Genomic DNA, 21,914 nt, shown 5'->3' with positions numbered 1-21,914 from the left:
CGCTCAGAACACCAGACGGTCGGCCAGGCTGGCCGGGTCCGCGCCCGGCGCATACGGCAGCCGCCCCCAGCACGGCATCGGCAGCCGCGCGGTGAGCAGCGCGATGTTCTCATCCCGTCGTGCCATGGTCGGATCCACCTCGTTGGCGATCCAGCCGATGCAGCGCGCGCCCTGGGCCGCGATCGCCTCGGCGGTGAGCCGCGCGTGGTTGAGGCAGCCCAGGCGCAGGCCGACCACCATCACCACCGGCAGCTCCAGTGCTCGCACCAGGTCGCCCTGGTCCAGCGTGGCCGACAGCGGCGCCAGCCACCCACCGACCCCCTCGACCACCACCGTATCGGCGCTGGCGCGCAGGCGTGCGAACGCCGCTTCGATCGGGGCCAGCGACAGCTGCACGCCCGCCTCCGCGGCGGCGATCTCCGGGGCCAGCGGCTGCTCCAGCGCGAACGGGTTGAGGTCGTCGTATGCCGGCGCCGGCACGCTGGCCGCCAGCAGGGCGGTGGCATCCTCGTTGCGCAGGCCTTCGGGCGTGCGCTCGCAGCCGCTGGCGACCGGCTTCATGCCCACAGCGGTGCCGCCGTGGCGGCGCAGGGCATGCAGCAGTACGCAGCTGCTGAAGGTCTTGCCGATGCCGGTATCGGTACCGGTGACGAACAGGGCGGCAGGGCGCGGCGCAGGCAGGGACATGGGGGGACGACCGGAAGCGGAAACGCGCCATTATCCGCCGTCCCGGCAGCGCCGCCACGCGGTCCGCTGCGTTCCGTCGGGCCCGGCGCAGACGGGCGTGCAGCTTGGTAGACTGCGGCCATGTTCGATACTTCCACGCTCACCGGCAGCAAGCCGGAACAGTACGGCCAGCTGCTGGCCCAGGCCCGCTCCCTGGTGCACGGCGAGCGCGACCGCATCGCGAATGCAGCCAACCTGTCGGCGCTGGTCTACCACGCCCTGCCGCACCTGAACTGGGTGGGCTTCTACTTCTTCGACGGCAAGGAACTGGTCGTCGGCCCGTTCCAGGGACTGCCGGCCTGCGTCCGCATTCCGCTCGACAAGGGCGTGTGTGGCGCCGCGGCCTCGCAGCGCGTGACCCAGCGCATCGAAGACGTCGACGCGTTCCCGGGCCACATTGCCTGCGATTCGGCCTCGCGCTCGGAACTGGTGGTGCCGCTGGTCCACAACGGTGACCTGGTCGGCGTGTTCGATCTGGACAGCCCCTCGCTGGCACGCTTCGATGCCGAGGACCAGGCCGGTCTGGAAGCGATCGCCGCCGTGTTCGTCGAGGCCCTGGGATGAGTGGCGTCAAGCTGCGCAACATCGGCCCGAAGAGCGCAGCCTGGCTGCGTCAGGTCGGTCTGCGTACGCCGGAAGACCTGGTGGCGGTCGGTGCGGTCGGTGCCTTCGTCAAGGTCCGCCGCGCCGGCTTCAAGCCGAGCTTGAACCTGCTCTACTCGCTGGAAGGCGCGCTGCAGGACTGCCACTGGCAGGAACTGCCGGAAGCACGCCGCACTGTGCTGGTGGCCGAGTACGAAGCGATCATCGCCGACCAGCCGCTGAAGAAGGCCCCCCCTGCCTCCGGTCCGGTCTATGACCGCACGGAGGAGCATCGCGACGATGACGGCGACGAAGCACCGCCGTTCGAGGTCGACGACGACAACCGCTGATCCGCGGGCACCGATACACCGTCGGTACCCGCGTGCCTCACACCTGCTGCAGCTCCAGCAGTTCGCCCCACAGCCGGTCATCCTCGCGCTCCACGCGCAGGCGCAGCCGTGTGCCGTGATCGATGCGCAGCGCCCAGCACATCGCCATCGGCAGACCGCACACCTGCGACAGCACCATCCGCAGCGGCCCGCCATGACTGACGATCAGGGTCGGCACCGGGTCCGGGTCATCCAGCAACCGATGCAGGCCACGCGCGATGCGACGCTCGAAATGGCCCCAGCTTTCCCCGTGCGGCGGTGGATTGGCGTGCGGGTCCAGATGGAAGGCCGACAGCGCGTCCATCGGCAGAGCCTCCAGTGCAAGGCCATCCCAGTCGCCGAAGTCGAGTTCCTCCCATTCTTCGTCGGCCTCCACGTCCACCGCGTGGAGAGCGGCCAGCGCCTCGGCGCTCGAGCGTGCACGCTGCCGCGGCGAGGACAGCACGCGCTGCCAGGACAGCCCGGCATAGCGCGCGCACATGGCCTCGGTCGCGCCCTCGTGCAGCGGCGGATCGGTGCGGCCATCCAGATGATCGTCGCGGCCGGTGCTGGCATGGCGGATCAGGTCGAGGATCATGCCCGCTCCCCTCTGCTGCCCGCTGCGGCCGGCCAGTGAAGGTCACGGGCGTCGGTGCCGGGGTGCTGCAACCACGTTGGGGTCATGGAGATCACATCGAAAAAGCGAGGCGCATTCTAACCGGTGCGCTCCACCGGCCCGGCCGATGGCTTAGACTGCGCCCACTTTCAGGTGACCCGGGGCTGCAAGGCCGCCAGGTTGAAACGGGAAGCCGGTGACGCGTCAGGCTCTGTGCCACGCCGCCACTCCGGCGCTGCCCCCGCAACGGTAAGCGTGGAAACACCAGGCAATACGCCACTGTGCTCCGGCATGGGAAGGCGCCTGGCACGATGGCACCGCCATCGACCCGCGAGCCCGGAGACCGGCCTGGAAGACGACTGGTTGCGATGCGGTGGGCATGGCGGCGGCAAGCCGGCGCCTGCGCGCCCGCCCACCGTCGATGGCCCCTGCAGCGCGATCATCCCCACCCCTTGCCGCGCGGGCGTGCGCGGTGCATGGAGTCATCGATGAAGCTGCAAACCCGCGTTCTTTCCCTGGCCGTGCTGTCGGCCCTGCCCCTGCTGGCGTCCGCACAGGACGATGCCACCGCACTGGACCAGGTGCTGGTCACCGCCACCCGCACCCCGATCGCCCTGCAGGACAGCATCTCGCCGGCACAAGTCATCGACCGCGCCGAGATCGAGCGCAGCCAGGCACCGTCGCTGCAGGATCTGCTGCGCGGCCGTGCCGGCATCAACCTCAACAACAGCGGTGGCCTGGGCAAGCAGAGCTCGCTGTTCCTGCGCGGCACCAATTCGGCGCACACCCTGGTGCTGGTCGATGGCGTGCGCATCAACACCGGCGACCTCGGCCTGGCCATGATCCAGGACCTGCCGCTGGCGCAGATCGAGCGCATCGAAATCGTGCGGGGTCCGCAGTCCAGTCTGTACGGCGCCGATGCGATCGGTGGCGTGATCCAGATTTTCACCCGTCGCAACGCCGGCCAGTTCGCGCCGCACCTGCAGCTCGGTGGTGGCAGCAACGGCCTGCGTGAGGCCAGCGGCGGTTTCGGCGGCAGTGGCGCGCGTGGCTGGTTCGGCACCGACATCGCCTACCAGCACACCGATGGCATCAACGCCTGCCGCGGCTCGGTGTCGCCGTTCGCCGGGTGCGGCGCCGATGAGCCCGACCGCGACGGCTACCGCAACCTGTCGATGAGCCTGCGCGGCGGCTATGCGCTGACCGACACGCTGAGCCTGGAAGGCACCGCGCTGCGCGCCGAAGGCGAAAACCATTACGACGGTTACTACAACTACTCCGAGACCCTGCAGCAGGTGCTCGGCGGCAAGCTGCGCTACACGCCCAGCGAGCGTTTCAACCTGACCGTGAATGTCGGCCGCTCCGACAACGAATCGGACAACTTCAACGGCGACACCTGGCTGGGCAACGCGCAGACCCACCGCGACAGCGCCTCGGTGCAGGCCGATATCGGCATCGCCGACGGCCAGCTGCTGAGCGCCGGGGTGGACTGGAGCCAGGACAACCTGGACGGCAGCAGCGCCGGTTACCTGGTCGACAGCCGCGACAACACCGGCGTGTTCGTGCAGTACCAGGGTCGCTTCGGCGCACACCACCTGCAGGCCAGCGTGCGCAACGACGACAACGAGCAGTTCGGCAACCACACCACCGGCAGCCTCGGCTGGGGCCTGGAGCTGGGCAGCGGGTTCCGCCTCAACGCCAGCTACGGCACCGCGTTCAAGGCGCCGACCTTCAGCGACCTCTACGACCCGTGGAGCGGCGTGCCGACCCTGGATCCGGAAACGTCCAAGAGCGCGAACGTCGGCATCGCCCAGCAGGGCGACGGCTGGCGCTGGGGCCTGGACGTGTACGAAACCCGCATCGATGACCTGATCACCTACGATGCGACCACCTTCATGATGTCGCAGGTCGAAAAGGCCCGCATCCGCGGTGCCGAACTGACCGGCGCGATCACCGTCGCCGGGTTCGACCTCAACGCACAGCTCAGCCACACCGACCCGCGCAACCGCACCGACGGCAGCGCGCAGTTCGACAACTGGCTGGCCCGCCGCGCACAGAACACCGCACGCCTGGACGTGGATCGCCGCTTCGGTGACTTCCGCGCCGGCCTCACCGCCAACGGCGCCGGCAAGCGCTACGACGACGCGGCCAACAGCGTGCGCCTGGGTGGCTACGGCACCCTCGACCTGCGTCTGGAATACGCCCTGACCCGCGACTGGTCGGTGCTGGGTCGGGTCAGCAACGTGTTCGACCGCGACTACGAAACCGTCGCCTGGTACAACCAGCCCGGCCGCGAATACCGCCTGAGCGTGCGTTACCAGCCGAAATAAGGCGTCCGGACGGCGGCACCGCCGCCGTCCCGGCCCAGGTGGGTGCGGCGGGGTGTGGGGCTCATTTTTCCGGGGTTTGGGGCCGCCGGTGGGGCGGCACACGCCTTGATGCGTCACAGCACCAGCAGTTCCCGCAGATCATCCACCACGGCAACCGCCTCAACGGTGTCCAGATCCAGCCCACGCGGATACCCATACCGCACCAGCGCCACCTGCATGCCGGCATCCACCGCGGCACGGTAATCGGTGATCGAATCACCCACCATCAGGGCCGCCTCGACGGCCACCCCGAACTGCGCGGCGATATGCCGCAATGGCGCACCACTCGGCTTGCGCTCCGGCAAGGAATCCCCACCCAGCACCAGCGCGAATGCGTCCTGCAGACCGAAGTGCTGCAGCAACGGCGCCACCAGCGCGGACGGTTTGTTGGTGCAGATCGCCAGGGTCACCGAACGTTCGCGCAAGGCAGCCACCGTTTCGGCGACACCATCGAACAGACGCGGGCTGCGCAACAGACACGCTTCGTAGTGCCGCATGAAACCCGGCATCACCTTGTCCAGATCGATATCACTGCCGGCTGCGGTAAACGCCTGCTCGACCAGCCGTCGCACGCCATCCCCGATCCACGTCAACACCGTCGCCTCCGGCACCCGCGGCAACTGCCAGTCCTGCAGTGTGCGGTTGAGCGCTTCGGCGATATCGGCAGCGCTGTCGACCAGCGTGCCATCCAGATCGAACACCACCAACGGGTACGGATAAGACAAGAGGACACTCACTTCAACGACGTGGGGAGGCCATTGTACGGGGCGGCTTGCAACGTCGGCATCACTCACGCTTGACCATGCCGCAAGGAAAAATCGAGCGTCAGGCAGTCAGCTTGTAAGCCCGTGGTAGCGCCATTGCATCACCCCATCCACATCGCAAATTTCTGCGGTCAGCCGTGCCTCGGTGGGATGGCCGTCCGAATACAGCGTGCATTCGATCCCCCAGGTCCGCGGCGCGTTACGCTCGAAGACATCAAATGGCGCCATGCCGCAGAAATTCTCGGTGAAGGCGATATCCCAACCAGGCATACGCAGCGTCATTGGGTTCAGTGCATACCTCGCCAGTTCCTCGTCGATCTCTTCAAGACTACCGGCATGCACCGCGAAACGCTGTTGCAGCTGCGCCGTGTCGCGCGCACGCAAGGCCGCAATGAATTCAGAGGTGAGTTGGTAGGCCAGCGCGGAAGTCATTGGCGCATTATCGCTGATGGGGTCGAACACATTCAGATCTGTGCAAGAAATGCTTGGCTGGCGAACCGCTCCACCAGGAAATCCAGGAAGCTGCGCATGATCGTCGGCAACTGCCGGCGAGACGCATATACCGCGTGGATGCCCAGCTCTTCGACCTCGTAATCCGGCAACACTTCGATTAGCTCGCCACTGCGCAGCAACGGGGCGATCTGGTACGTCGGCAACATCGCGATACCCGCACCGGCGCGCACCGCTTCGAGCAGCAGCGACGCCTCATTGGCACTGATGTTGCCGCCCACCGCCACCGCGATCTTCCGTCCCTCGCGCTGCAGATGCCACACGCTCTTGCCGACGTAGTGATGGGTCAGGCAGTTGTGCGCGGCAAGTGCGTCGGCCGTGGCCGGCGTGCCGCGCTCGGCCAGGTACGCCGGCGCCGCGCACAGCACCGAACGGCACGGCGCCAACGGCCGCGCGATCAGGCTCGGATCGATCGCGCGCGAGATGCGCACGGCGATATCCACGCGCTCTTCGACCAGGTTCACCACCCGATCGACGAGGAGCAGTTCGACCCGTGTCAGCGGATGCCGTTTGACGAACTCGGCTACCGCCGCGGCCAGGTGGATCTGCCCGAACGAGACACTCGCGGTGACCCGCAGCAGCCCGTGCGGCTCGGGGTTGTCGGTAGCCAGCTCGCCGCGCAGCTCATCGCCGATCGCCAGCATCTGCCGGAAGCGCAGCAGCGCCGCCTCGCCCGGCCCGGTCAGGCTGATCCGGCGCGTGGTCCGGTGCAGCAACCGCGCGCCCAGCCAGCGCTCCACCTCGGCCAGGTAGCGCGTCACCATCGCCCGCGACATCTCCAGCGCCTCGGCCGCAGCCGTCAGGCTGCCGCGCTCAGCAACCTCGACGAACACGTTCATGGCGGTCATCCGGTCCATTTGATCGATCCGTGCAACAAATTAGGCCGTTATACGCGGTTTTTCGTTCGATTCCAGAGGCATACGCTGGCCTTCCTTCCTCAACGGACCTTCCCCATGAAAATCGCGCTTGTTGGTGCCACCGGCAACATTGGCCGTGAAATCGCCCGCCAGGCTCTCGCCCGCGGCCATCAGGTCACCGCCATCGTGCGCCGTGAGACCGACCTCCCGGCCGAACTGGACGGCGCCCAGCTGGCCGTGGCCGCGCTGGACGACACCGATGCGCTGGCCGCCGTGATCGCCCGCCATGACGTCCTGGCCAGCGCCTTCGGCCCGCGCCCGGGCGATGCCCCCACCACGGTGACCACCACCAGTGCCGCACTGGTCGCCGCTGCGCGGCAGGCCGGCGTGCCCCGCTTCATCATGGTGGGTGGCGCCGGCAGCCTGGAAGTTGCCCCCGGCGTGCAGCTGGTGGACACCGAGGGCTTCCCGGACGCCTACAAGCCGGTCGCCCTGGCCGCCCGCGAGACGCTGACCCAGCTGCGGGCCGTCGACGACCTCGACTGGACGTTCTACTCCCCCGCCGCCGAAATCGGCCCCGGCCCGCAGCGCGGCGGCTTCCGCACCCAGGCCAGGAATTTCCTGGTCGGCGATGACGGCCACAGCCGGATCAGCTACGCCGACTACGCCGACGCCTTCGTCAGCGAGATCGAGACCCCGCAGTACCTCCGCCAGATCGCCACCGTCGCGTACTGAGCCCTGCCCGCCCCGGCGATTCCCGCCGGGGCCCTGGATGGAACCCACCGCATGTCAATGCTCTTCCGCGCCCCCCTCGCCCTCAGCCTGGCCCTGATCACCGGCCTCACCGCCCTCGCGCCGGCCAGCAGCCACGCCCGCCCGGCCGCGACCGCCCCGGCGCAGGCCGCTCTCCTCGCGGTGCAGCCCTACCATCCCGGCGACGACGCCCTGTTCGCGGTCTCCTCCACCCTGATCACCGGCCGCCACGACGCCATCCTCGTCGACGCCCAGTTCGCCGCCACCGACGCCGCGCAACTCGTCCAGCGCATCCGCGATTCCGGCAAACGGCTGACCACGATCTACATCAGCCACGGCGACCCCGACTACTACTTCGGCCTGGCCACCCTGCAGGACGCCTTCCCCGACGCCCGCATCGTCGCCACCCCCGCGACCGTCGCCCACATCAACGCCACCCAGGCCGCCAAACTCGCGTACTGGGGCCCACAGATGGGCGCAGGCAAACCCACCCGCATCGTCATCCCCAAACCCCTCGACGGCGAGACCCTCACCCTCGAAGGCCAACCGATCAGGATCATCGGCCTCACCGGCCCCACCCCGGACCGCACCGTCCTGTGGATCCCCGCCCTGCGCACCATCCTCGGCGGCATCCCGGTCGTCGCCGGCGAACACGTCTGGATGGCCGACACCCAGAGCGCCCCATCGCACGCGCACTGGCTGCAGACACTGGCAACCATCAAGGCGCTGAAGCCCACTCGTGTCATCCCCGGCCATTACGCAGCAGGTGCCCCCCTCGACATCAGCGCAGTGGATTTCACCGCCGACTACATCCGCGCCTTCGACGAAGAAACCGCACGCAGCAAAGACGCCAACGCACTGATCGCCGCCATGAAAAAACGCTATCCGAATCTCGCGGGCGAGAGTTCACTGGAACTGAGCGCGAAAGTAGCCAAGGGCGAAATGCAGTGGCCGTAACGATGCGGACGTAAGGCAAAGCGATGTCGATTTTCCATGCGCACCGACCCAGTGTCGGAGGGACGGCGCGGGTGGGGTATCGGGACCGTGTGTTGCCATGGATGGCAACACACGAGCTTACATGGGTGAAGGCGCATTGCTTGCGAGGCACTGCCTCGCATGCGACTGAACGCACAGCCGCCAGCGGCTGGGCCGGGCCGCGGAGCGGGACTTGCAGCGGGTCCCGATACCCCATCCGCGTCGTCCCAAACCCTCATCACCCGTACACCAGCGCATCAGCCGTTGCCGTTGCCTTTGCCTTTGCTGTTGCCATCACCCAGATGATCAAACAACCCCGGCTGGCGCACCACCTCCCGCTCCCGGAATCCCCCCAACCCCACCCCCACCAACCGATACCGCGTCTCCAGCGGCAACTCCACCCGCGCCCGCAACCCCAACGCAATCTCCCGCAGCTCCTCCAACGAATCCGGCGGCGACTCCGGCGTAAAACTGCGCGTAATGATCCGGAACTGCGACGTCTTCAACTTCAACACCACCGTATGCCCCACCCGGTCCGTCTTCCGCGTCGCCTGCCAGGTCTTCTCCGCCAACTGCACGATCGCCGGCGCCAGATCCTCCAGCAACAGATCCTCCGCGAACGTATCCTCCGACGAAATCGACTGCACCGGCTGGTCCGGCTCCACCGGCCGCTCATCCACGCCGCGCGCACGATTGAACAACCGTCCCCCGAACGTCCCGAACCGCGCCTCCAGTTCCTCCAGCGACAGCGTGCGCAGATCGCCCACCGTCGCCACGCCCAGCTCCGCCAGCTTCGCCGCCATCACCTTGCCCACGCCCGGCACACGGTTCACCGGCAACGGCGTCAGGAACTGCTCGATGCGATGCGGCGGCACCACGAACTGACCATCCGGCTTGCGCCAATCCGACGCGATCTTGGCCAGGAACTTGTTCGGCGCGATCCCCGCCGAGGCCGTCAACTGCGTCTCCTCGCGGATCTGCGCACGGATGATCTGCGCGATCTCCGTCGCCACCGTCATCCCGCCCTTGTGTTCGGTCACATCCAGATACGCCTCATCCAGCGACAGCGGCTCCACCAGGTCCGTATGCCGCAGGAAAATCTCGCGCACCTGGCGTGAGACCGCCTTGTAGCGCACGAAATCCGGCGGCACGAACACCGCATCCGGACACAGCCGCTCCGCGCGCACCGCCGGCATCGCCGAACGCACCCCGAACACCCGTGCCTCGTAGGACGCCGCGCAGACGACCGAGCGCATTCCCCGCCACGCCACCACCACCGGCTTGCCCCGCAAAGAAGGGTCGTCACGCTGCTCCACGGACGCGTAAAACGCGTCCATGTCGACGTGAATGATCTTGCGGGGGCGGGACACGGGCGTCGGCACTCGGATTCAGATGAACAAGATTACAGCCACACGCCGCAGTATGGTTGTTGGATAACAACGACATGCGTTTTTGAACCTGAAAACACTACGGCGGCGTACGGTTAAAACGTTTGATTGAATCACTTTTTCTCATGCACTCTTGAGCACTTGCTTCATGCAAGAGCAGTCGACCTGTGGTCGGCTCACCCCGATGACAACTTCTTCAGGATTGCGTTTTCCATGACTCGTCTCAACGCGTTCTCGCGCGACCAGCTGCTGGCCAGCGCCCGCGGTGAACTGTTCGGCCCGGGCAGCGGCCGCCTGCCCAATGATCCGATGCTGATGTTCGATCGCATCACCGACATCCGCGAGGACGGCGGTCCCCATGGCAAAGGCATGGTACGCGCGGAACTGGATATCCGCCCTGACCTGTGGTTCTTCGACTGTCACTTCCTCGGCGACCCGGTCATGCCCGGTTGCCTCGGCCTGGATGCCATGTGGCAGCTGACCGGCTTCTTCCTGACCTGGATCGGTGCGCCCGGCCGTGGCCGCGCCCTGGGCTGCGGCGAAGTCAAATTCACCGGCCAGGTGCTGCCGAGCGCCAAGCGCGTTACCTACGAAATCGACATCTCGCGCGTCATCAACCGCAAGCTGGTGATGGCACAGTCCGATGCCCGCATGCTGGTGGACGGTCGCGAAATCTATTCTGCCAAGGACCTGCGTGTAGGTCTGTTCACTTCCACTGAGAACTTCTGATGCGTCGCGTCGTCATTACCGGAATGGGCATCACTTCGTGCCTGGGCAACGATCTGGACACCGTGTCCTCGGCACTGCGTGAAGGCCGCGCCGGCATCCGCCACCTGCCCGATCACGCCGAAGCCGGCCTGCGCAGCCACGTGGGCGGCAATATCGAGCTGGACCTGGACGCGCAGATCGACCGCAAGGTGAAGCGCTTCATGAGCGATGCCTCGGCCTACGCCTACATCGCCATGCGCGACGCCATCGCCGACGCCGGCCTGGACGAGGCGCAGGTCGCCAATCCGCGTACCGGCCTGATCGCCGGTTCCGGCGGTGGCTCCAGCCAGTGGCAGGTGGAATCGGCCGACATCCTGCGTGCGCGTGGCGTGCGCAAGGTCGGCCCGTACATGGTGCCGCGCACGATGTGCTCCACCGTGTCGGCCTGCCTGGCCACCGCGTTCCAGATCAAAGGCCTGAGCTATTCGCTGTCGGCCGCCTGCGCCACCTCGGCGCATTGCATCGGCGCCGCCGCGGACCTGATCCGTCATGGCGCGCAGGACGTGATGTTCGCCGGTGGCGGTGAAGACCTGCACTGGTCGATGAGCGTGATGTTCGATGCGATGGGCGCGCTGTCGACCCGTTTCAACGAGACGCCGGCGTCCGCCTCGCGCCCGTACGACAAGGACCGCGACGGCTTCGTCATCGCCGGTGGCGGCGGCATGCTGGTGCTGGAAGACTACGACCACGCCGTGGCCCGTGGTGCGCGCATCTATGCCGAGCTGGTCGGCTACGGTGTCACCTCCGATGGTGCCGACATGGTCGCCCCGTCCGGTGAAGGCGCGGTGCGCTGCATGAACATGGCGATGGAGCACATCACCGCCCCGATCGACTACCTCAACACGCACGGCACCTCGACCCCGCTGGGCGACGTCACCGAGCTGAAGGCCGTCCGCGAAGTGTTCGGCGAGAGCATTCCGCCGCTGTCCTCGACCAAGGCGCTGTCCGGCCACTCGCTGGGCGCCGCAAGCGTGCACGAAGCGATCTACTGCCTGCTGATGATGCGCGACGGCTTCATCGCCGGCTCGGCCAACATCGGCGAGCTGGATCCGCTGGTGGAAGGCTTCCCGATCGTGCAGCAGACCCAGCCGGCACAGCTGAACACCGTGATGTCCAACAGCTTCGGCTTTGGCGGCACGAATGCGGCGCTGGTGTTCAGCCGCATCTGAGTACCGCCTGGATCGACATGAAAAAGCCCGGCCATGTGCCGGGCTTTTTCGTGGTCCAGACGGGCGACGCCGTTCGTTACCGCGCGCCGGTCACCGGCAACAACGGCACCAGCAACTGCCGCGCATCCAGCAACGAATCGACGATGCGATGCCCCAGCGCGCGCAGTTCCTCGTCCGGATGCACCAGGTCCGGCACCTGGATCGCGGTCATGCCCGCACCCACCGCCGCGCGGATGCCGGCGGGGGAATCCTCCAGCGCCAGGCAGCGCGCCGGGTCCTTGCCCAGCTTCTGCGCCGCCAGCAGATAGATGTCCGGGGCCGGCTTGGGATGCGACACGTCGCTGCTGGTCACCACCACCTCGAAGAACGGCAGCAGCCCGGCCGCCGCCAGCTTGCGCGAGGCACGCGGCTGCCGCGTCGAGGTCGCTACCGCACGCGGAATGCCGTGTTCGTGCAGCAGCTGCAGGATTTCCAGGATGCCCGGACGCAGCGGCAGCCCCTGCTGTGTCCGCGCCTCGTACAGGTCATGACAGCGCGCGAACAGCGCAGCGACCTGCGCGGCATCCACCGTCTGCAGCAGCAGGCGTTCGCAATCGCGATCACCCAGGCCCACCATGCGCAGCCAGAACCCCTCCGGGAACGGCAGCGCCAGTTCCTGCGCCGCCTGCGACCAGCACGCGACCGAGACCCGCTCGCTGTCGATCATCAGGCCGTCCATGTCGAAGATGACGGCGTCGGGCAGGAACGGCAGCGCGGCAAAGGCGGTCATGGGACGTTGAACAGCGTCTCGAGATCGGCCGCATCCAGCATGCGCCACTCGCCTTCCGGCAGCCCGCCGAGCGACAGCCCGCCGATGCGGCTGCGATGCAGTGCCTCGACGTGGTTGCCGACCGCCGCGAACATGCGGCGGGCCTGGTGGTAGCGGCCTTCATGCAGCACCAGCTGCGCCTGGCGCGGCCCGTTGACGTGCAGCTCGGCCGGCAGCAGCGGCTTGTCATCCGATTCCAGCAGCAGCGTGCCGCTGGCGAAGCGCGCGGTTTCATCGCCGCGCAGGTCTTCAGCCAAGGTGACCTCGTAGGCCTTGTCCAGGCGCGACTTCGGCGACACGATCCGGTGCAGCAGCGCGCCGTCGTCGGTCATCAGCAGCATCCCGCTGGTATCGCGGTCAAGCCGCCCCACCGAGGACAGCACCGGCGCACGGTCGCGATAGCGCGGCGGCAGCAGGTCGTAGATCAGCCGGCCCTTGTCCTTGGTCGAGCAGGTATAGCCGCGCGGCTTGTGCAGCAGCAGGGTCAGGCCCTGCGGCGGGTCCAGCGGCTCGCCCTCGACCCGGATCGCCTCATGCGCCACCGCATCGTCGGCGTACAGCACCTCGCCCTCGGCATCGGTGATCAGGCCGGCGCGGAACATCCCCTGCACCTGCTTTCGGCTGCCATAGCCGAGGTTGGCCAACAGCTTGACCAGCTTCATGCGCGGCCTCCGCGGCCCCACTTCGGCTCGGTGCTGCGCGGCGTCCGGACCGGCGTGGCGTTCTTGCTGGCCTTGGTCGCTTCGATCAGCTTGAAGCCATCGCGCTCGGCGGCCACGCGGACCTGGCCGAAGCTCTCGTTGAGGATCTGCTCGTACGGCAGGTGGCGGTTGGCCACCAGCCACATCCGGCCGCCCGGGCGCAGCGCCTGCGCGGCCACGGCGATGAAGCGCTGGCCGATGTCGGGACGGTCGGCGCGGGACGGGGTGTGGAACGGCGGGTTGGTCACGATGAAGTCGTACTCGCCGTCGATCCCGGCGGTGACGTCCTGCCAGTGGTAGGCCAGCGCCGCCGGCTTGCCGAGCGCGCCGAGGTTCTCGCGGGCCAGCGCCAGCGCGCGGCCTTCGGCCTCGTACAGGTCCAGCGCAGTCACGTTCGGGCAGCGCGCCAGCACTTCGGCGGACAGATAGCCGAAGCCGGCGCCCAGGTCGGCGCCACGGCCGGCCAGATCGGCCGGCAGCTGCTCGACCAGCAGGGCCGAGGCCGGGTCGATGCGGTCCCAGGCGAAGATGCCCGGGCGGCTCTGGAAGCGGCCGCCCAGGATCGCGCGCGGCGCGTCCAGCGACGCCCAGCGCTGCGCCAGCGCGGCGTCGTGCTGGCCGTTGAGCGGGGCGGTCCAGTAGGCGCGGCAGTGGTTCTTGGTCAGCTTGCCGCCCAGGCCGGCCAGCTGCTGCAGGTCGCCTTCGCCGGAGCGGGCGCCTTCGTTGTTGTGCTGGCAGGCCACCACGATGCCGCCCGGGGCGGCCAGGGCCAGCGCGCGGGCGAACAGCGCCTTGGCTTCCTCACGCTGGCGCGGCGGCAGCACCAGCACCACCGCGTAGCGGGTGGCATCGGTGGCCAGCTGCTGTTCGTCGCGCACCGTCCAGCCACTGGCTTCCAGCGCATCGGCGAACGGGCGGAAGCTCTGCTCGCAGACCAGCTGGGCCGGCTGGGCATGCTCGCGCAGCGGGGCGCCATCGCGGGCGCGCAGGAACAGCACGGGGCCGGCGGGCCAGGACAGCACGCCACTGGCGAACGGCAGGAACAGGGTTTCCAGGGGAGCGTCGTGCTGGGCAGCCATGCGGGGGGCACATCTTGAAAGAGGCCGCCATTCTACCGGTTCGCTCCGCCCCACCCGGATTTGCGTTTATTCAACGTCCTGTTGATGCCCTGACAACATCCAAACCGGCAGGGTGGAGCCTCACTTCCCGTGGAGATGGCTCATGCGTGCATTGTTCGTCGGTGGCGTAGTCGACAACAGCGAGATGGACATGGAGGGCAGCCAACCACCGGTGCATTACCCCGAAGACACCGGCGGCGGCCATTCGCGCTACCGGCTCCACCAGGTCGGCAAAACGGCCGACGGCAGCGTGGCCTATGCGGTCTATGGCGCCCCGGACCTGGCCGATGAAGAAGTGGCCCGGATCGCCGATGAGCGGGCCTACGCGCGCCGTTTCGAGGCCGAACCCAGCGAATTCATTCACTGATCCCGTCTCTGGCGGCGCGCCTGCCCACCGCGATCACTCGCGGTAGGGCAGCTGCCGGATGGCCTTGATCTGGTCCAGCCACACCACGTGCTGCTGCACCGGGGTGTCCAGATCGTCCAGCCGCAGCTGGCCATTGCTGCCTTCGTTCTCCTCGGCGTCGCGGTACTGCTGCAGCGTCGGCTGCACGGCCACGGTACCGAGCAGGCGGCTGCCATCATCAAGCGTGAGTTCGACCTGGGTCTGGCCATGCAGCTGCGGCAGCAGCGCTTCCAGAGCCGCGATGGCGGCCGGATCGGTGTGGATGCGGGGGGCGTAACGGGACATGGCAACTCCTGTGGCGTACGCCTCAGTGTGCCCGTGGCGGCGTCAACACACCGCCAACGGCGGACGCTCAGCGCCCGCCAAGCACGCCGCGCACAGCGGCGACCAGCTGGGCCACCGAATACGGCTTGGCCACATGTTCCTGGAAGCCCGAGGCGAGCGCGCGCTTGCGATCGTCGGCACGCGCCAGCGCGGTCACCGCCACGGCCGGCAGCGCGTCGGGTTCCACCCCCATGTTGTCGCGAAGCGTGCGGACCAACCCGTAGCCATCCATGCCCGGCATGCCGATATCGGTCAGCAGCGCGTCGATGCCCTCATGCCCGTTCTCGTTGAGCAGGGCCAGCGCTTCCCCGGCCGAGGAGGCCGTGGTGACCGAGGCACCCTGTTCCTCCAGCAGCCGCCGCAGGTACTCCAGCACTTCGGGCTGGTCTTCCACGGCCAGCAGGTGCAGGCCCTTGAGCGGATACGGTTCGATGATCTGCTCGGTGATCGGGCCACTGAACACTTCGCGCAGCGGACGACCGTCAGCCTGTGGCTGATAGCGCGGCAGGCGCACGTTGAAGCTCGCCCCCTGCCCGTGGCCCTCGCTGCTGGCCGCGACCACGCCGCCATGCAGTTCGACCAGTTGCTGCACGATCGCCAGCCCAAGCCCCAGGCCGCCGTGGCGGCGCGTGGTAGTGCCGTCGGCTTGGCGGAAGCGGCTGAACAGATGGCGCAGGAATTCCGGTGCGATACCGTCGCCGGAATCGGTCACGGTGATCGACCACTGCCCGCCGTCGGCGGCCAGGGTCAGGATCACGCGCCCTTCCGCGGGGGTGAATTTGATCGCGTTGGAGAGCAGGTTCCACAGAACCTGCTGCAGGCGCGTGGCATCGCCGAGCACCAGGCAAGGCTCGTCGGGCATCACCAGTTCCATCGACAGCGCTTTGCCTTCGGCGACCAGCTCCTGCGCGCGCATCGCTTCTTCCAGCTGCCCACGCAGATCCAGCATCTCCACTTCCAGCTGGACCTTGCCCAGCAGCATGCTGCTCAGGTCCAGCATGTCCGAGATCAGGCGTTTCTGCGCCATCGCACTGTTGGCGATCACGCCCAGGCCCTTGTACATCGGGCTGGTGTTGTCGATGCGCTGCAGCAGCAGTTCGCTCCAGCCCAGGATGGTGGTCAGCGGCGTGCGCAGCTCGTGCGACAGCGTGGCCAGGAACTCATCCTTCAAGCGCGCCATGTTTTCGGCAGCGCTGCGTGCGGCACGCTCGGACTGCAGCAGTTCCTCGCGCGCCATTTCGATCTCGCGGCGCTCGGTCACGTCCGGACTGCTGCCGGCCAGGCCGATGAAACGGCCCATCCGCGAGAAGCGCGGACGCGCATTCATTTCCAGCCAGCGCCACTGGCCGTCGGCGCGGCGGCCGCGGACCAGCGCATGCATGGAGCGCTGCGACTTCAGCGCTTCCTGCAGTTCGTAATCGAACACCGACGCATCATCGGGATGCACCAGCCCACGCCAGACGTCATCCGGCACGCGCTGCTCATCGCCACCGAAGAACTCACTGAAGGCGCTGTTGACGAAGCGCGAATGGCCGCGCTCATCCAGCACCCAGACCGGCATCGGCAGGCCATCGGCCAGCGCACTGAAGCGCGCCTCGCTTTCGGCCAGCTCCACTTCGATGTGCTTGCGGTTAGTGATGTCGAAGAACACCACGGCCACCAGATGCTCGCCGGGCTCGCCCACGCTGACCGCCTCGACCGAGTACCACCGGTTCAAGGCGCGTGCTTCCATCTCGAACTGCCTGGCCTGGCCGCTCAGTGCCACCTCGCCATAGACACGGTACCAATCCTGCTCATGCCCGGGCTGCAGGCTGCTCATCCGCTGGCCACAGGCGTTGTCGAGCCCGGTGTTACGGGCAAACGCCTCGTTTACCTCGACGAACCGGTAGTCAACGCCGACACCCGCGTCATCGAAGATCACTTCGATGATGCAGAACCCCGCATTCAGGCGTTCAAGTACCGTGCGATACAGGGCCGGATCCGGCGATGAAGCCAGGAAAGAGGCGCGTTCCAACGTCGAAGTGGGCAGGCTGGGCAAGGGCTTCAATGAGGCAACTGGCGAAACAGAGGAGGACAGGATCGGCCAACGCGCGTATTCGCAGCGTCAAGCGCCGAGGGTCGGGGGCGGGCCTGGGTGAATTGGCGCCAACCGCAGAGGCGGAGCATACACGCCTGCATTGTGGGCCACCCGGATCGGGATCACACTGGGCACCTGATCCCACTTGTGATCGCGACCCAGGAGTTGTCATGAACCGCACATCCCTGATCGCCGGCGCGCTGGCTGGCCTGCTGCTCATCGGCAGTGCCTCCGCCGCCCCGCGCACCGTGACCGACCCGCAGGCCCCGCGCGCGCTCCAGGCCGATGGCCCGGTCCAGGTGACCTGGACCGACCCGGCGCAGTTCACCGAGATCCGCCAGAGCAACAACCGCTTCGAAGCCGAACGCGGCGACTGGGTGCAGCAGCTGGCCAAGTACGTCCAGACCACCGCCGGCAAGGAGCTGCAGCCTGGCCAGACGCTGGACGTGACGTTTACCGACATCAAACGCGCCGGTGATTACGAGCCGTGGCACGGCCCGCGCTCCAACGACATCCGGGTGATGCGCGACATCTATCCGCCGCGCGTGTCGCTGACCTACACCCTCAAGGATGCGCAGGGCCAGGTGATCGGCGAAGGCGAGCGCAAGCTGCAGGACACCGGCTACCTGCACAACATCGGCCGGCAGAGCGACACCGATCCGCTGCGCTACGAGAAGCGTCTGCTGGATGACTGGATCCGGCGCGAGCTGCGCAACCAGGCCACCGCCCGTTCCTGAGCCCTGCCTCAGCCGCCGACGTACTCGCGCACGACCCGCTTCACGCCGCACGGCAGCTGGTAGGCACTGACGCCGCACAGCGGTGCCAGCGACTCGATGCGCGGGGCATCGCCCCACAGCGTCACCGTGCTGCCGATACCCGCCTGCGGCAGGTGGGTGAGGTCGACGGTGAGCATGTCCATCGAGACCCGACCGATCACGATGCCGGGCTGGTCATCGATGCGCACGGGCGTGCCGTTCGGCGCGAACTGCGGGTAACCATCGGCATAGCCCAGGGCGACCACGCCGACCCGGGTCGGCCGCTGCGCGACGAACCGCGCGCCATAGCCGACCGGCTCGCCCACCGCGATATCGCGCACCGCGAAAATTTTCGAGCGCATCGTCATGGCCGGGCGCAGGCGCTGGGTCAGCGCGGTATGCGCGGGCATCGGGTTGATCCCGTACAACATCAGGCCCGGACGGACCCAGTCGCTGCGCACGTCCGGCCAGCCCAGCAGCGCCGGCGAGTTGCAGAGGCTGGTCTGCCCGGCCAGACCCTCGATGGCGGCCGCAAACACATCGGCCTGCTCGCGGGTGCGCGGGCTGTCCAGTTCGTCGGCGCGCGCCATGTGGGTCATCAGCACCATCGGTCCGACATGCGCCAGCGTGCTCAGCGTGGCATGCGCGGCGCGGAACTCGTCCGGCCACAGGCCCAGGCGGTGCATGCCGCTGTCCAGCTTCAACCACACGGTGAGCGTGGCGGTGGTCTGGAAGGCGACGACCGCTTCGACCTGCCACGGCGCGCCGACCGCGAACCACAGATCGTGTTCGACGATCAGCGGCAGCTCATCGGCGTCGAAGAAGCCTTCCAGCAGCAGGATCGGACCGGTGATGCCGGCGGCCCGCAATTCCAGCGCTTCCTCGATGCAGGCCACGCCGAACGCATCGGCCTCGGCCTGCAGCGCGCGGGCGCAGCGCACCGCACCGTGGCCGTAGGCATCGGCCTTCATCACCGCAACGGCCTTGCCGCCCCCCAGTTCGCGTGCCAGCCGGTAATTGCTGCGCAGCGCCTCCAGATCAATCAACGCACGGGCTGGGCGCATGAACTCGACTCACGGTGACGGACGGACGCGGCATGGTGGGTGTAACGGAAAATATCCAGGCCTTCGGTGCTGATCTGCGGCTGGCGGGCATCCATCAGGTCGGCCAGGTAGCGGCCGGAGCCGCACGCCATGGTCCAGCCCAGAGTGCCGTGGCCGGTATTGAGGAACAGGTTGCGGTACGGCGTGGCGCCGACCACGGGCGTGCCATCCGGCGTGGCCGGGCGCAGGCCGGTCCAGAACTCGGCGCGCGACAGATCGCCGCCGTGCGGGTACAGATCGCGCACGACCTTCTCGAGCGTGGCGCGGCGGCGAGGCGAGAGCGACAGGTCGAACCCGCCCACTTCGGCCATGCCACCCACGCGGATGCGGTCGTCGAAGCGGGTCACGGCCACCTTGTAGCTTTCGTCCAGGATGGTTGAGGTCGGGGCCATCGCCGGGTCGGTGATCGGCAGCGTCAGCGAGTAACCCTTGAGCGGGTACACCGGCAGCTGCATGCCCAGCGGCGCGACCAGCGACGGCGAATAGCTGCCGAGCGCGACCACGTAACGATCGGCGGTTTCCAGCTTGCCGTCGATGCGCACACCGGTGATGCGGTCGCCGTCGCTCTGCAGGCCGGCGATGTCCTGGTCGAAGCGGAATTCGACCCCGGCATCGACACACATCTGCGCCAGGCGGCGGGTGAACAGCTGGCAGTCGCCGGTCTGGTCGCGCGGCAGGCGCAGCGCGCCGACCAGCGTGTCGGCCACGCCGGCCAAGGCCGGTTCGTGGGCGATGATGCCATCGCGGTCGAGCACCTGATAGGGCACGCCGTACTGCGCCAGCACCTCGATGTCCTGCGCGGAGGCATCCAGCTGCTGCTGGGTACGGAACAGCTGGGTGGTGCCCAGGTCGCGGCCCTCGAACTCAATGCCGGTCTCGCGGCGCAGTTCGTTGAGGCAGTCGCGGCTGTACTCGGACATGCGCACCATGCGCGCCTTGTTGATCGCGTAACGCTCGTGCGTGCAGTTGCGCAGCATCTGCGCCAGCCAGCGGTACTGGTGCCAGTCCAGACCCGGACGGATTGCCAGCGGTGCATGTTCGGAGAACAGCCACTTGACCGCCTTGAGCGGCACGCCCGGGGCGGCCCACGGCGAGGTATAGCCGAACGACAGCTGGCCCGCGTTGGCGAAACTGGTTTCCAGCGCCGGACCGGGCTGGCGGTCGACGACCGTGACTTCAAAGCCGGCCTGCCGCAGGTACCAGGCACTGGTCGTGCCGATCACACCGCTGCCAAGGACTAGAACGCGCATGACACCTCTCCAACCCGATCATTCCCTGCGCAGGAGCACGCCGGGACCATAATTGAGGAAGTATAGTCAGCCACAACCAAGCAATTCGCCTGTTTTTAGAGCCGCAGGCAGGGTATTGTCCTGCCAACACCCTTGAGAGGCTGACGCCGATGGCCGCGCGTGCCCGCGAACTGGACAAGATCGACCGCAAGATCCTGCGCATCCTGCAGGACGAGGGCCGGATTTCCTTCACCGAGCTGGGCGAGCGCGTCGGCCTGTCGACCACGCCCTGCACCGAGCGCGTCCGCCGGCTCGAGCGCGACGGCGCCATCACCGGCTACTACGCGAAGCTCGATCCGCATTATCTCAAGGCCAGCCTGCTGGTGTTCGTGGAGATCAGCCTGGCCTACAAGTCCGGTGACATCTTCGAAGAGTTCCGGCGTGCGGCGTTGAAGCTGCCCAACGTGCTGGAATGCCATCTGGTTTCGGGCGATTTCGATTACCTGCTCAAGGCGCGCATCAGCGAGATGGCCTCGTACCGCAAGCTGCTCGGCAGCACGCTGCTGACCCTGCCGCACGTGCGTGAATCCAAGAGCTATATCGTCATGGAAGAGGTGAAGGAAACGCTGACCCTGCCGATCCCGGATTGATCCGATCGCGTACCTGAGTTGCGTGGTTCAAACGCAAAAAGGCGGCGCGCATGGGCGCACCGCCTTCGTTCATTGCGTCAAGCGCATCAGCGCTGCTGCTTCTGGTCCTGATGCTTCTGGTCCTGCTGCTTGCCGCCCTTCTGATTCTGCTGGTCCCACTGCTGCTGGTCCTGCTGGCCGGGCTTCTGGTTCTGCTGCTGACTGCCCTGCTGCTCCTGCGGCATCTTGCCGGGACTGCGGTTCTGCTGGTTAGTCATGATTGCACTCTTCTCGAAAAACCTCGGGGATGCGCTGTGTTTGCGGCGCGGGGACAGGGTCTCGCCGATCCGGTTAATCACAGGCGAAAAATCAGTGAGGCCGCCCGTTGACGCCGATGACTGCGGGCAAGGCGATGTAAACCATTCATCTTGTCCGCCGGCCACGCCCGTCGTTTACGGCTTGATCTGCTGGCCGTCGCCGCTGGGGATGGAATCGTAGTAACGGCCGGTGCGGGTATCGAGCACACGGTTGGGGCTCACCTGGCGGGCCCCGGGAATGATCCGGCCGTGACGGTCGTAGACCTTGCCCTGTACCGCGGGCCCCTGCATCGGCGCGGGCTGCGAAGGGCCTTTGCTCTGGATCGGATGCGTGCGCAGCTGCTGCTGGGTCTGCGCGGACGACTTCACCGGCGCCATCTGCCCGGACAGGCTGTCGACCGGTGCCGGCTGGACGGGGGTGGGCAGCGGCGTGGGCGTCGGCTGCGGCGCGACCACCGGGCGCGTGGCGGTGGGCCTGGGCGGCGGGCCGATCTGCGCGGCCGCGGTCAACGGCAGCAGCACCAGCAGGGCAGCGGCGAGGCGGCGTGGGCGGTACATGGCGGTCTCCCGGCGGCGGTTCAGGTCTTCACCATGCACCCGTG

The 21,914-nt window shown here is 67.6% G+C and carries 25 protein-coding genes and 1 riboswitch; of the genes, 10 read left to right on the top strand and 15 right to left on the bottom strand.

The features are described from left to right. Positions 1 to 3: 3 nt before the first annotated feature. Positions 4 to 687, bottom strand: a complete 684-nt coding sequence (bioD, locus tag ABE473_RS09190) for a dethiobiotin synthase (RefSeq protein ID WP_346489254.1) — start codon at positions 685 to 687, stop codon at positions 4 to 6. Positions 688 to 807: 120 nt separating this feature from the next. Between bioD and ABE473_RS09185 the strand changes: the two genes are divergently transcribed. Then, positions 808 to 1,290: a GAF domain-containing protein gene (locus tag ABE473_RS09185; protein ID WP_346489253.1), complete on the top strand. Its 483-nt coding sequence runs from the start codon at positions 808 to 810 to the stop codon at positions 1,288 to 1,290. Beyond that, positions 1,287 to 1,658, top strand: coding sequence for a TfoX/Sxy family protein (locus ABE473_RS09180; protein WP_179461172.1), 372 nt, complete (start codon positions 1,287 to 1,289; stop codon positions 1,656 to 1,658). Before ABE473_RS09185 ends, ABE473_RS09180 begins: the two co-directional genes overlap by 4 nt. A 37-nt stretch (positions 1,659 to 1,695) precedes the next feature. Here ABE473_RS09180 and ABE473_RS09175 read toward each other — a convergent pair whose 3' ends face one another. Beyond that, positions 1,696 to 2,274: a histidine phosphatase family protein gene (locus ABE473_RS09175; RefSeq protein WP_179461173.1), complete on the bottom strand. Its 579-nt coding sequence runs from the start codon at positions 2,272 to 2,274 to the stop codon at positions 1,696 to 1,698. A 152-nt stretch (positions 2,275 to 2,426) separates the two neighbouring features. Beyond that, positions 2,427 to 2,659, top strand: a riboswitch (cobalamin riboswitch). Positions 2,660 to 2,780: 121 nt separating this feature from the next. Between ABE473_RS09175 and btuB the strand changes: the two genes are divergently transcribed. Continuing rightward, positions 2,781 to 4,622 (top strand): TonB-dependent vitamin B12 receptor, encoded by a 1,842-nt coding sequence (gene btuB, locus ABE473_RS09170; protein ID WP_346489252.1) that lies wholly within the window; start codon positions 2,781 to 2,783, stop codon positions 4,620 to 4,622. Positions 4,623 to 4,735: 113 nt separating this feature from the next. On the opposite strand, the gene gph is transcribed toward btuB, so the two are convergent. The 3 genes from gph to ABE473_RS09155 form a co-directional block, all read right to left on the bottom strand. Beyond that, on the bottom strand, positions 4,736 to 5,386 hold the full coding sequence (gene gph, locus ABE473_RS09165; protein WP_346489250.1) for a phosphoglycolate phosphatase: 651 nt from the start codon (positions 5,384 to 5,386) through the stop codon (positions 4,736 to 4,738). Positions 5,387 to 5,494: 108 nt separating this feature from the next. Next, the gene (locus ABE473_RS09160) at positions 5,495 to 5,887 is read right to left on the bottom strand and encodes a hypothetical protein (protein ID WP_346489249.1); all 393 of its coding nucleotides are present in this window, start codon (positions 5,885 to 5,887) and stop codon (positions 5,495 to 5,497) included. A 2-nt stretch (positions 5,888 to 5,889) separates the two neighbouring features. Beyond that, a complete protein-coding gene (locus ABE473_RS09155; protein WP_346489247.1) occupies positions 5,890 to 6,792 on the bottom strand; it encodes a LysR family transcriptional regulator in 903 nt (300 codons plus the stop codon). Positions 6,793 to 6,888: 96 nt separating this feature from the next. Between ABE473_RS09155 and ABE473_RS09150 the strand changes: the two genes are divergently transcribed. Further along, a complete protein-coding gene (locus ABE473_RS09150) occupies positions 6,889 to 7,527 on the top strand; it encodes an NAD(P)H-binding protein (protein WP_346489246.1) in 639 nt (212 codons plus the stop codon). A 51-nt stretch (positions 7,528 to 7,578) separates the two neighbouring features. Then, positions 7,579 to 8,502, top strand: a complete 924-nt coding sequence (locus tag ABE473_RS09145; protein ID WP_346489245.1) for an MBL fold metallo-hydrolase — start codon at positions 7,579 to 7,581, stop codon at positions 8,500 to 8,502. Positions 8,503 to 8,777: 275 nt separating this feature from the next. On the opposite strand, the gene dinB is transcribed toward ABE473_RS09145, so the two are convergent. After that, the gene (gene dinB / locus ABE473_RS09140) at positions 8,778 to 9,890 is read right to left on the bottom strand and encodes a DNA polymerase IV (protein ID WP_346489244.1); all 1,113 of its coding nucleotides are present in this window, start codon (positions 9,888 to 9,890) and stop codon (positions 8,778 to 8,780) included. Positions 9,891 to 10,121: 231 nt separating this feature from the next. On the opposite strand from dinB, the gene fabA reads away from it, so the two are divergent. After that, positions 10,122 to 10,637 (top strand): 3-hydroxyacyl-[acyl-carrier-protein] dehydratase FabA, encoded by a 516-nt coding sequence (fabA, locus tag ABE473_RS09135; RefSeq protein WP_070471641.1) that lies wholly within the window; start codon positions 10,122 to 10,124, stop codon positions 10,635 to 10,637. Next, positions 10,637 to 11,845, top strand: a complete 1,209-nt coding sequence (gene fabB / locus ABE473_RS09130) for a beta-ketoacyl-ACP synthase I (protein ID WP_176990647.1) — start codon at positions 10,637 to 10,639, stop codon at positions 11,843 to 11,845. Before fabA ends, fabB begins: the two co-directional genes overlap by 1 nt. A gap of 76 nt (positions 11,846 to 11,921) precedes the next feature. Here fabB and ABE473_RS09125 read toward each other — a convergent pair whose 3' ends face one another. Genes ABE473_RS09125 through ABE473_RS09115 form a run of 3 tightly spaced genes read right to left on the bottom strand, consistent with a single transcriptional unit; the run spans position 11,922 to position 14,433 of the window. Continuing rightward, positions 11,922 to 12,614 (bottom strand): HAD family phosphatase, encoded by a 693-nt coding sequence (locus tag ABE473_RS09125; protein WP_346489243.1) that lies wholly within the window; start codon positions 12,612 to 12,614, stop codon positions 11,922 to 11,924. Next, on the bottom strand, positions 12,611 to 13,315 hold the full coding sequence (locus tag ABE473_RS09120) for a pseudouridine synthase (RefSeq protein WP_176990645.1): 705 nt from the start codon (positions 13,313 to 13,315) through the stop codon (positions 12,611 to 12,613). Before ABE473_RS09120 ends, ABE473_RS09125 begins: the two co-directional genes overlap by 4 nt. Continuing rightward, positions 13,312 to 14,433: a class I SAM-dependent methyltransferase gene (locus ABE473_RS09115; protein ID WP_176990644.1), complete on the bottom strand. Its 1,122-nt coding sequence runs from the start codon at positions 14,431 to 14,433 to the stop codon at positions 13,312 to 13,314. Before ABE473_RS09115 ends, ABE473_RS09120 begins: the two co-directional genes overlap by 4 nt. Positions 14,434 to 14,575: 142 nt before the next feature. On the opposite strand from ABE473_RS09115, the gene ABE473_RS09110 reads away from it, so the two are divergent. Continuing rightward, a complete protein-coding gene (locus ABE473_RS09110) occupies positions 14,576 to 14,839 on the top strand; it encodes a hypothetical protein (protein WP_123731285.1) in 264 nt (87 codons plus the stop codon). A gap of 33 nt (positions 14,840 to 14,872) precedes the next feature. Here ABE473_RS09110 and ABE473_RS09105 read toward each other — a convergent pair whose 3' ends face one another. Both ABE473_RS09105 and ABE473_RS09100 read right to left on the bottom strand, forming a co-directional pair. After that, complete coding sequence (locus tag ABE473_RS09105) at positions 14,873 to 15,163, bottom strand: DUF3247 family protein (RefSeq protein WP_176990643.1); 291 nt, start codon at positions 15,161 to 15,163, stop codon at positions 14,873 to 14,875. Positions 15,164 to 15,230: 67 nt separating this feature from the next. After that, on the bottom strand, positions 15,231 to 17,231 hold the full coding sequence (locus ABE473_RS09100) for an ATP-binding protein (RefSeq protein WP_346489303.1): 2,001 nt from the start codon (positions 17,229 to 17,231) through the stop codon (positions 15,231 to 15,233). A gap of 218 nt (positions 17,232 to 17,449) precedes the next feature. Here ABE473_RS09100 and ABE473_RS09095 point away from each other — a divergent pair, with 218 nt between their 5' ends. After that, positions 17,450 to 18,016: a DUF3016 domain-containing protein gene (locus ABE473_RS09095; RefSeq protein WP_346489242.1), complete on the top strand. Its 567-nt coding sequence runs from the start codon at positions 17,450 to 17,452 to the stop codon at positions 18,014 to 18,016. An 8-nt stretch (positions 18,017 to 18,024) separates the two neighbouring features. Here ABE473_RS09095 and alr read toward each other — a convergent pair whose 3' ends face one another. Continuing rightward, positions 18,025 to 19,098, bottom strand: a complete 1,074-nt coding sequence (gene alr, locus ABE473_RS09090; protein WP_346489241.1) for an alanine racemase — start codon at positions 19,096 to 19,098, stop codon at positions 18,025 to 18,027. Then, positions 19,077 to 20,387 (bottom strand): D-amino acid dehydrogenase, encoded by a 1,311-nt coding sequence (locus ABE473_RS09085; RefSeq protein ID WP_346489240.1) that lies wholly within the window; start codon positions 20,385 to 20,387, stop codon positions 19,077 to 19,079. The genes alr and ABE473_RS09085 overlap by 22 nt, the downstream gene beginning before the upstream one ends. A 149-nt stretch (positions 20,388 to 20,536) precedes the next feature. Here ABE473_RS09085 and ABE473_RS09080 point away from each other — a divergent pair, with 149 nt between their 5' ends. After that, positions 20,537 to 21,016: an Lrp/AsnC ligand binding domain-containing protein gene (locus ABE473_RS09080; RefSeq protein ID WP_019185754.1), complete on the top strand. Its 480-nt coding sequence runs from the start codon at positions 20,537 to 20,539 to the stop codon at positions 21,014 to 21,016. A gap of 86 nt (positions 21,017 to 21,102) precedes the next feature. Here the strand turns inward: ABE473_RS09080 and ABE473_RS09075 are convergent, their stop codons facing one another. Continuing rightward, the gene (locus ABE473_RS09075; RefSeq protein ID WP_346489239.1) at positions 21,103 to 21,273 is read right to left on the bottom strand and encodes a lana protein; all 171 of its coding nucleotides are present in this window, start codon (positions 21,271 to 21,273) and stop codon (positions 21,103 to 21,105) included. Between the two features lie 174 nt (positions 21,274 to 21,447). After that, entirely contained in the window at positions 21,448 to 21,870 is a 423-nt protein-coding gene (locus tag ABE473_RS09070; RefSeq protein WP_346489238.1) for a classical arabinogalactan protein 4, read from the bottom strand. Between the last annotated feature and the right edge of the window lie 44 nt (positions 21,871 to 21,914).

The organism is Stenotrophomonas sp. TWI700 (assembly GCF_039673645.1).
In the GTDB taxonomy this organism is placed as follows: Bacteria; Pseudomonadota; Gammaproteobacteria; order Xanthomonadales; family Xanthomonadaceae; genus Stenotrophomonas; species Stenotrophomonas maltophilia_AA.
This window is presented reverse-complemented; position numbering and strand designations above follow the sequence as displayed.

Bases quoted from the DNA above. Each gene is read 5' to 3' on its own strand.
- bioD (WP_346489254.1), bottom strand. From the start codon at position 687: ATGTCCCTGCCTGCGCCGCGCCCTGCCGCCCTGTTCGTCACCGGTACC.
- ABE473_RS09185 (WP_346489253.1), top strand. From the start codon at position 808: ATGTTCGATACTTCCACGCTCACCGGCAGCAAGCCGGAACAGTACGGC.
- ABE473_RS09180 (WP_179461172.1), top strand. From the start codon at position 1,287: ATGAGTGGCGTCAAGCTGCGCAACATCGGCCCGAAGAGCGCAGCCTGG.
- ABE473_RS09175 (WP_179461173.1), bottom strand. From the start codon at position 2,274: ATGATCCTCGACCTGATCCGCCATGCCAGCACCGGCCGCGACGATCAT.
- btuB (WP_346489252.1), top strand. From the start codon at position 2,781: ATGAAGCTGCAAACCCGCGTTCTTTCCCTGGCCGTGCTGTCGGCCCTG.
- ABE473_RS09155 (WP_346489247.1), bottom strand. From the start codon at position 6,792: ATGGACCGGATGACCGCCATGAACGTGTTCGTCGAGGTTGCTGAGCGC.
- ABE473_RS09150 (WP_346489246.1), top strand. From the start codon at position 6,889: ATGAAAATCGCGCTTGTTGGTGCCACCGGCAACATTGGCCGTGAAATC.
- ABE473_RS09145 (WP_346489245.1), top strand. From the start codon at position 7,579: ATGTCAATGCTCTTCCGCGCCCCCCTCGCCCTCAGCCTGGCCCTGATC.
- fabA (WP_070471641.1), top strand. From the start codon at position 10,122: ATGACTCGTCTCAACGCGTTCTCGCGCGACCAGCTGCTGGCCAGCGCC.
- fabB (WP_176990647.1), top strand. From the start codon at position 10,637: ATGCGTCGCGTCGTCATTACCGGAATGGGCATCACTTCGTGCCTGGGC.
- ABE473_RS09125 (WP_346489243.1), bottom strand. From the start codon at position 12,614: ATGACCGCCTTTGCCGCGCTGCCGTTCCTGCCCGACGCCGTCATCTTC.
- ABE473_RS09120 (WP_176990645.1), bottom strand. From the start codon at position 13,315: ATGAAGCTGGTCAAGCTGTTGGCCAACCTCGGCTATGGCAGCCGAAAG.
- ABE473_RS09115 (WP_176990644.1), bottom strand. From the start codon at position 14,433: ATGGCTGCCCAGCACGACGCTCCCCTGGAAACCCTGTTCCTGCCGTTC.
- ABE473_RS09110 (WP_123731285.1), top strand. From the start codon at position 14,576: ATGCGTGCATTGTTCGTCGGTGGCGTAGTCGACAACAGCGAGATGGAC.
- ABE473_RS09105 (WP_176990643.1), bottom strand. From the start codon at position 15,163: ATGTCCCGTTACGCCCCCCGCATCCACACCGATCCGGCCGCCATCGCG.
- ABE473_RS09095 (WP_346489242.1), top strand. From the start codon at position 17,450: ATGAACCGCACATCCCTGATCGCCGGCGCGCTGGCTGGCCTGCTGCTC.
- alr (WP_346489241.1), bottom strand. From the start codon at position 19,098: ATGCGCCCAGCCCGTGCGTTGATTGATCTGGAGGCGCTGCGCAGCAAT.
- ABE473_RS09085 (WP_346489240.1), bottom strand. From the start codon at position 20,387: ATGCGCGTTCTAGTCCTTGGCAGCGGTGTGATCGGCACGACCAGTGCC.
- ABE473_RS09080 (WP_019185754.1), top strand. From the start codon at position 20,537: ATGGCCGCGCGTGCCCGCGAACTGGACAAGATCGACCGCAAGATCCTG.
- ABE473_RS09075 (WP_346489239.1), bottom strand. From the start codon at position 21,273: ATGACTAACCAGCAGAACCGCAGTCCCGGCAAGATGCCGCAGGAGCAG.
- ABE473_RS09070 (WP_346489238.1), bottom strand. From the start codon at position 21,870: ATGTACCGCCCACGCCGCCTCGCCGCTGCCCTGCTGGTGCTGCTGCCG.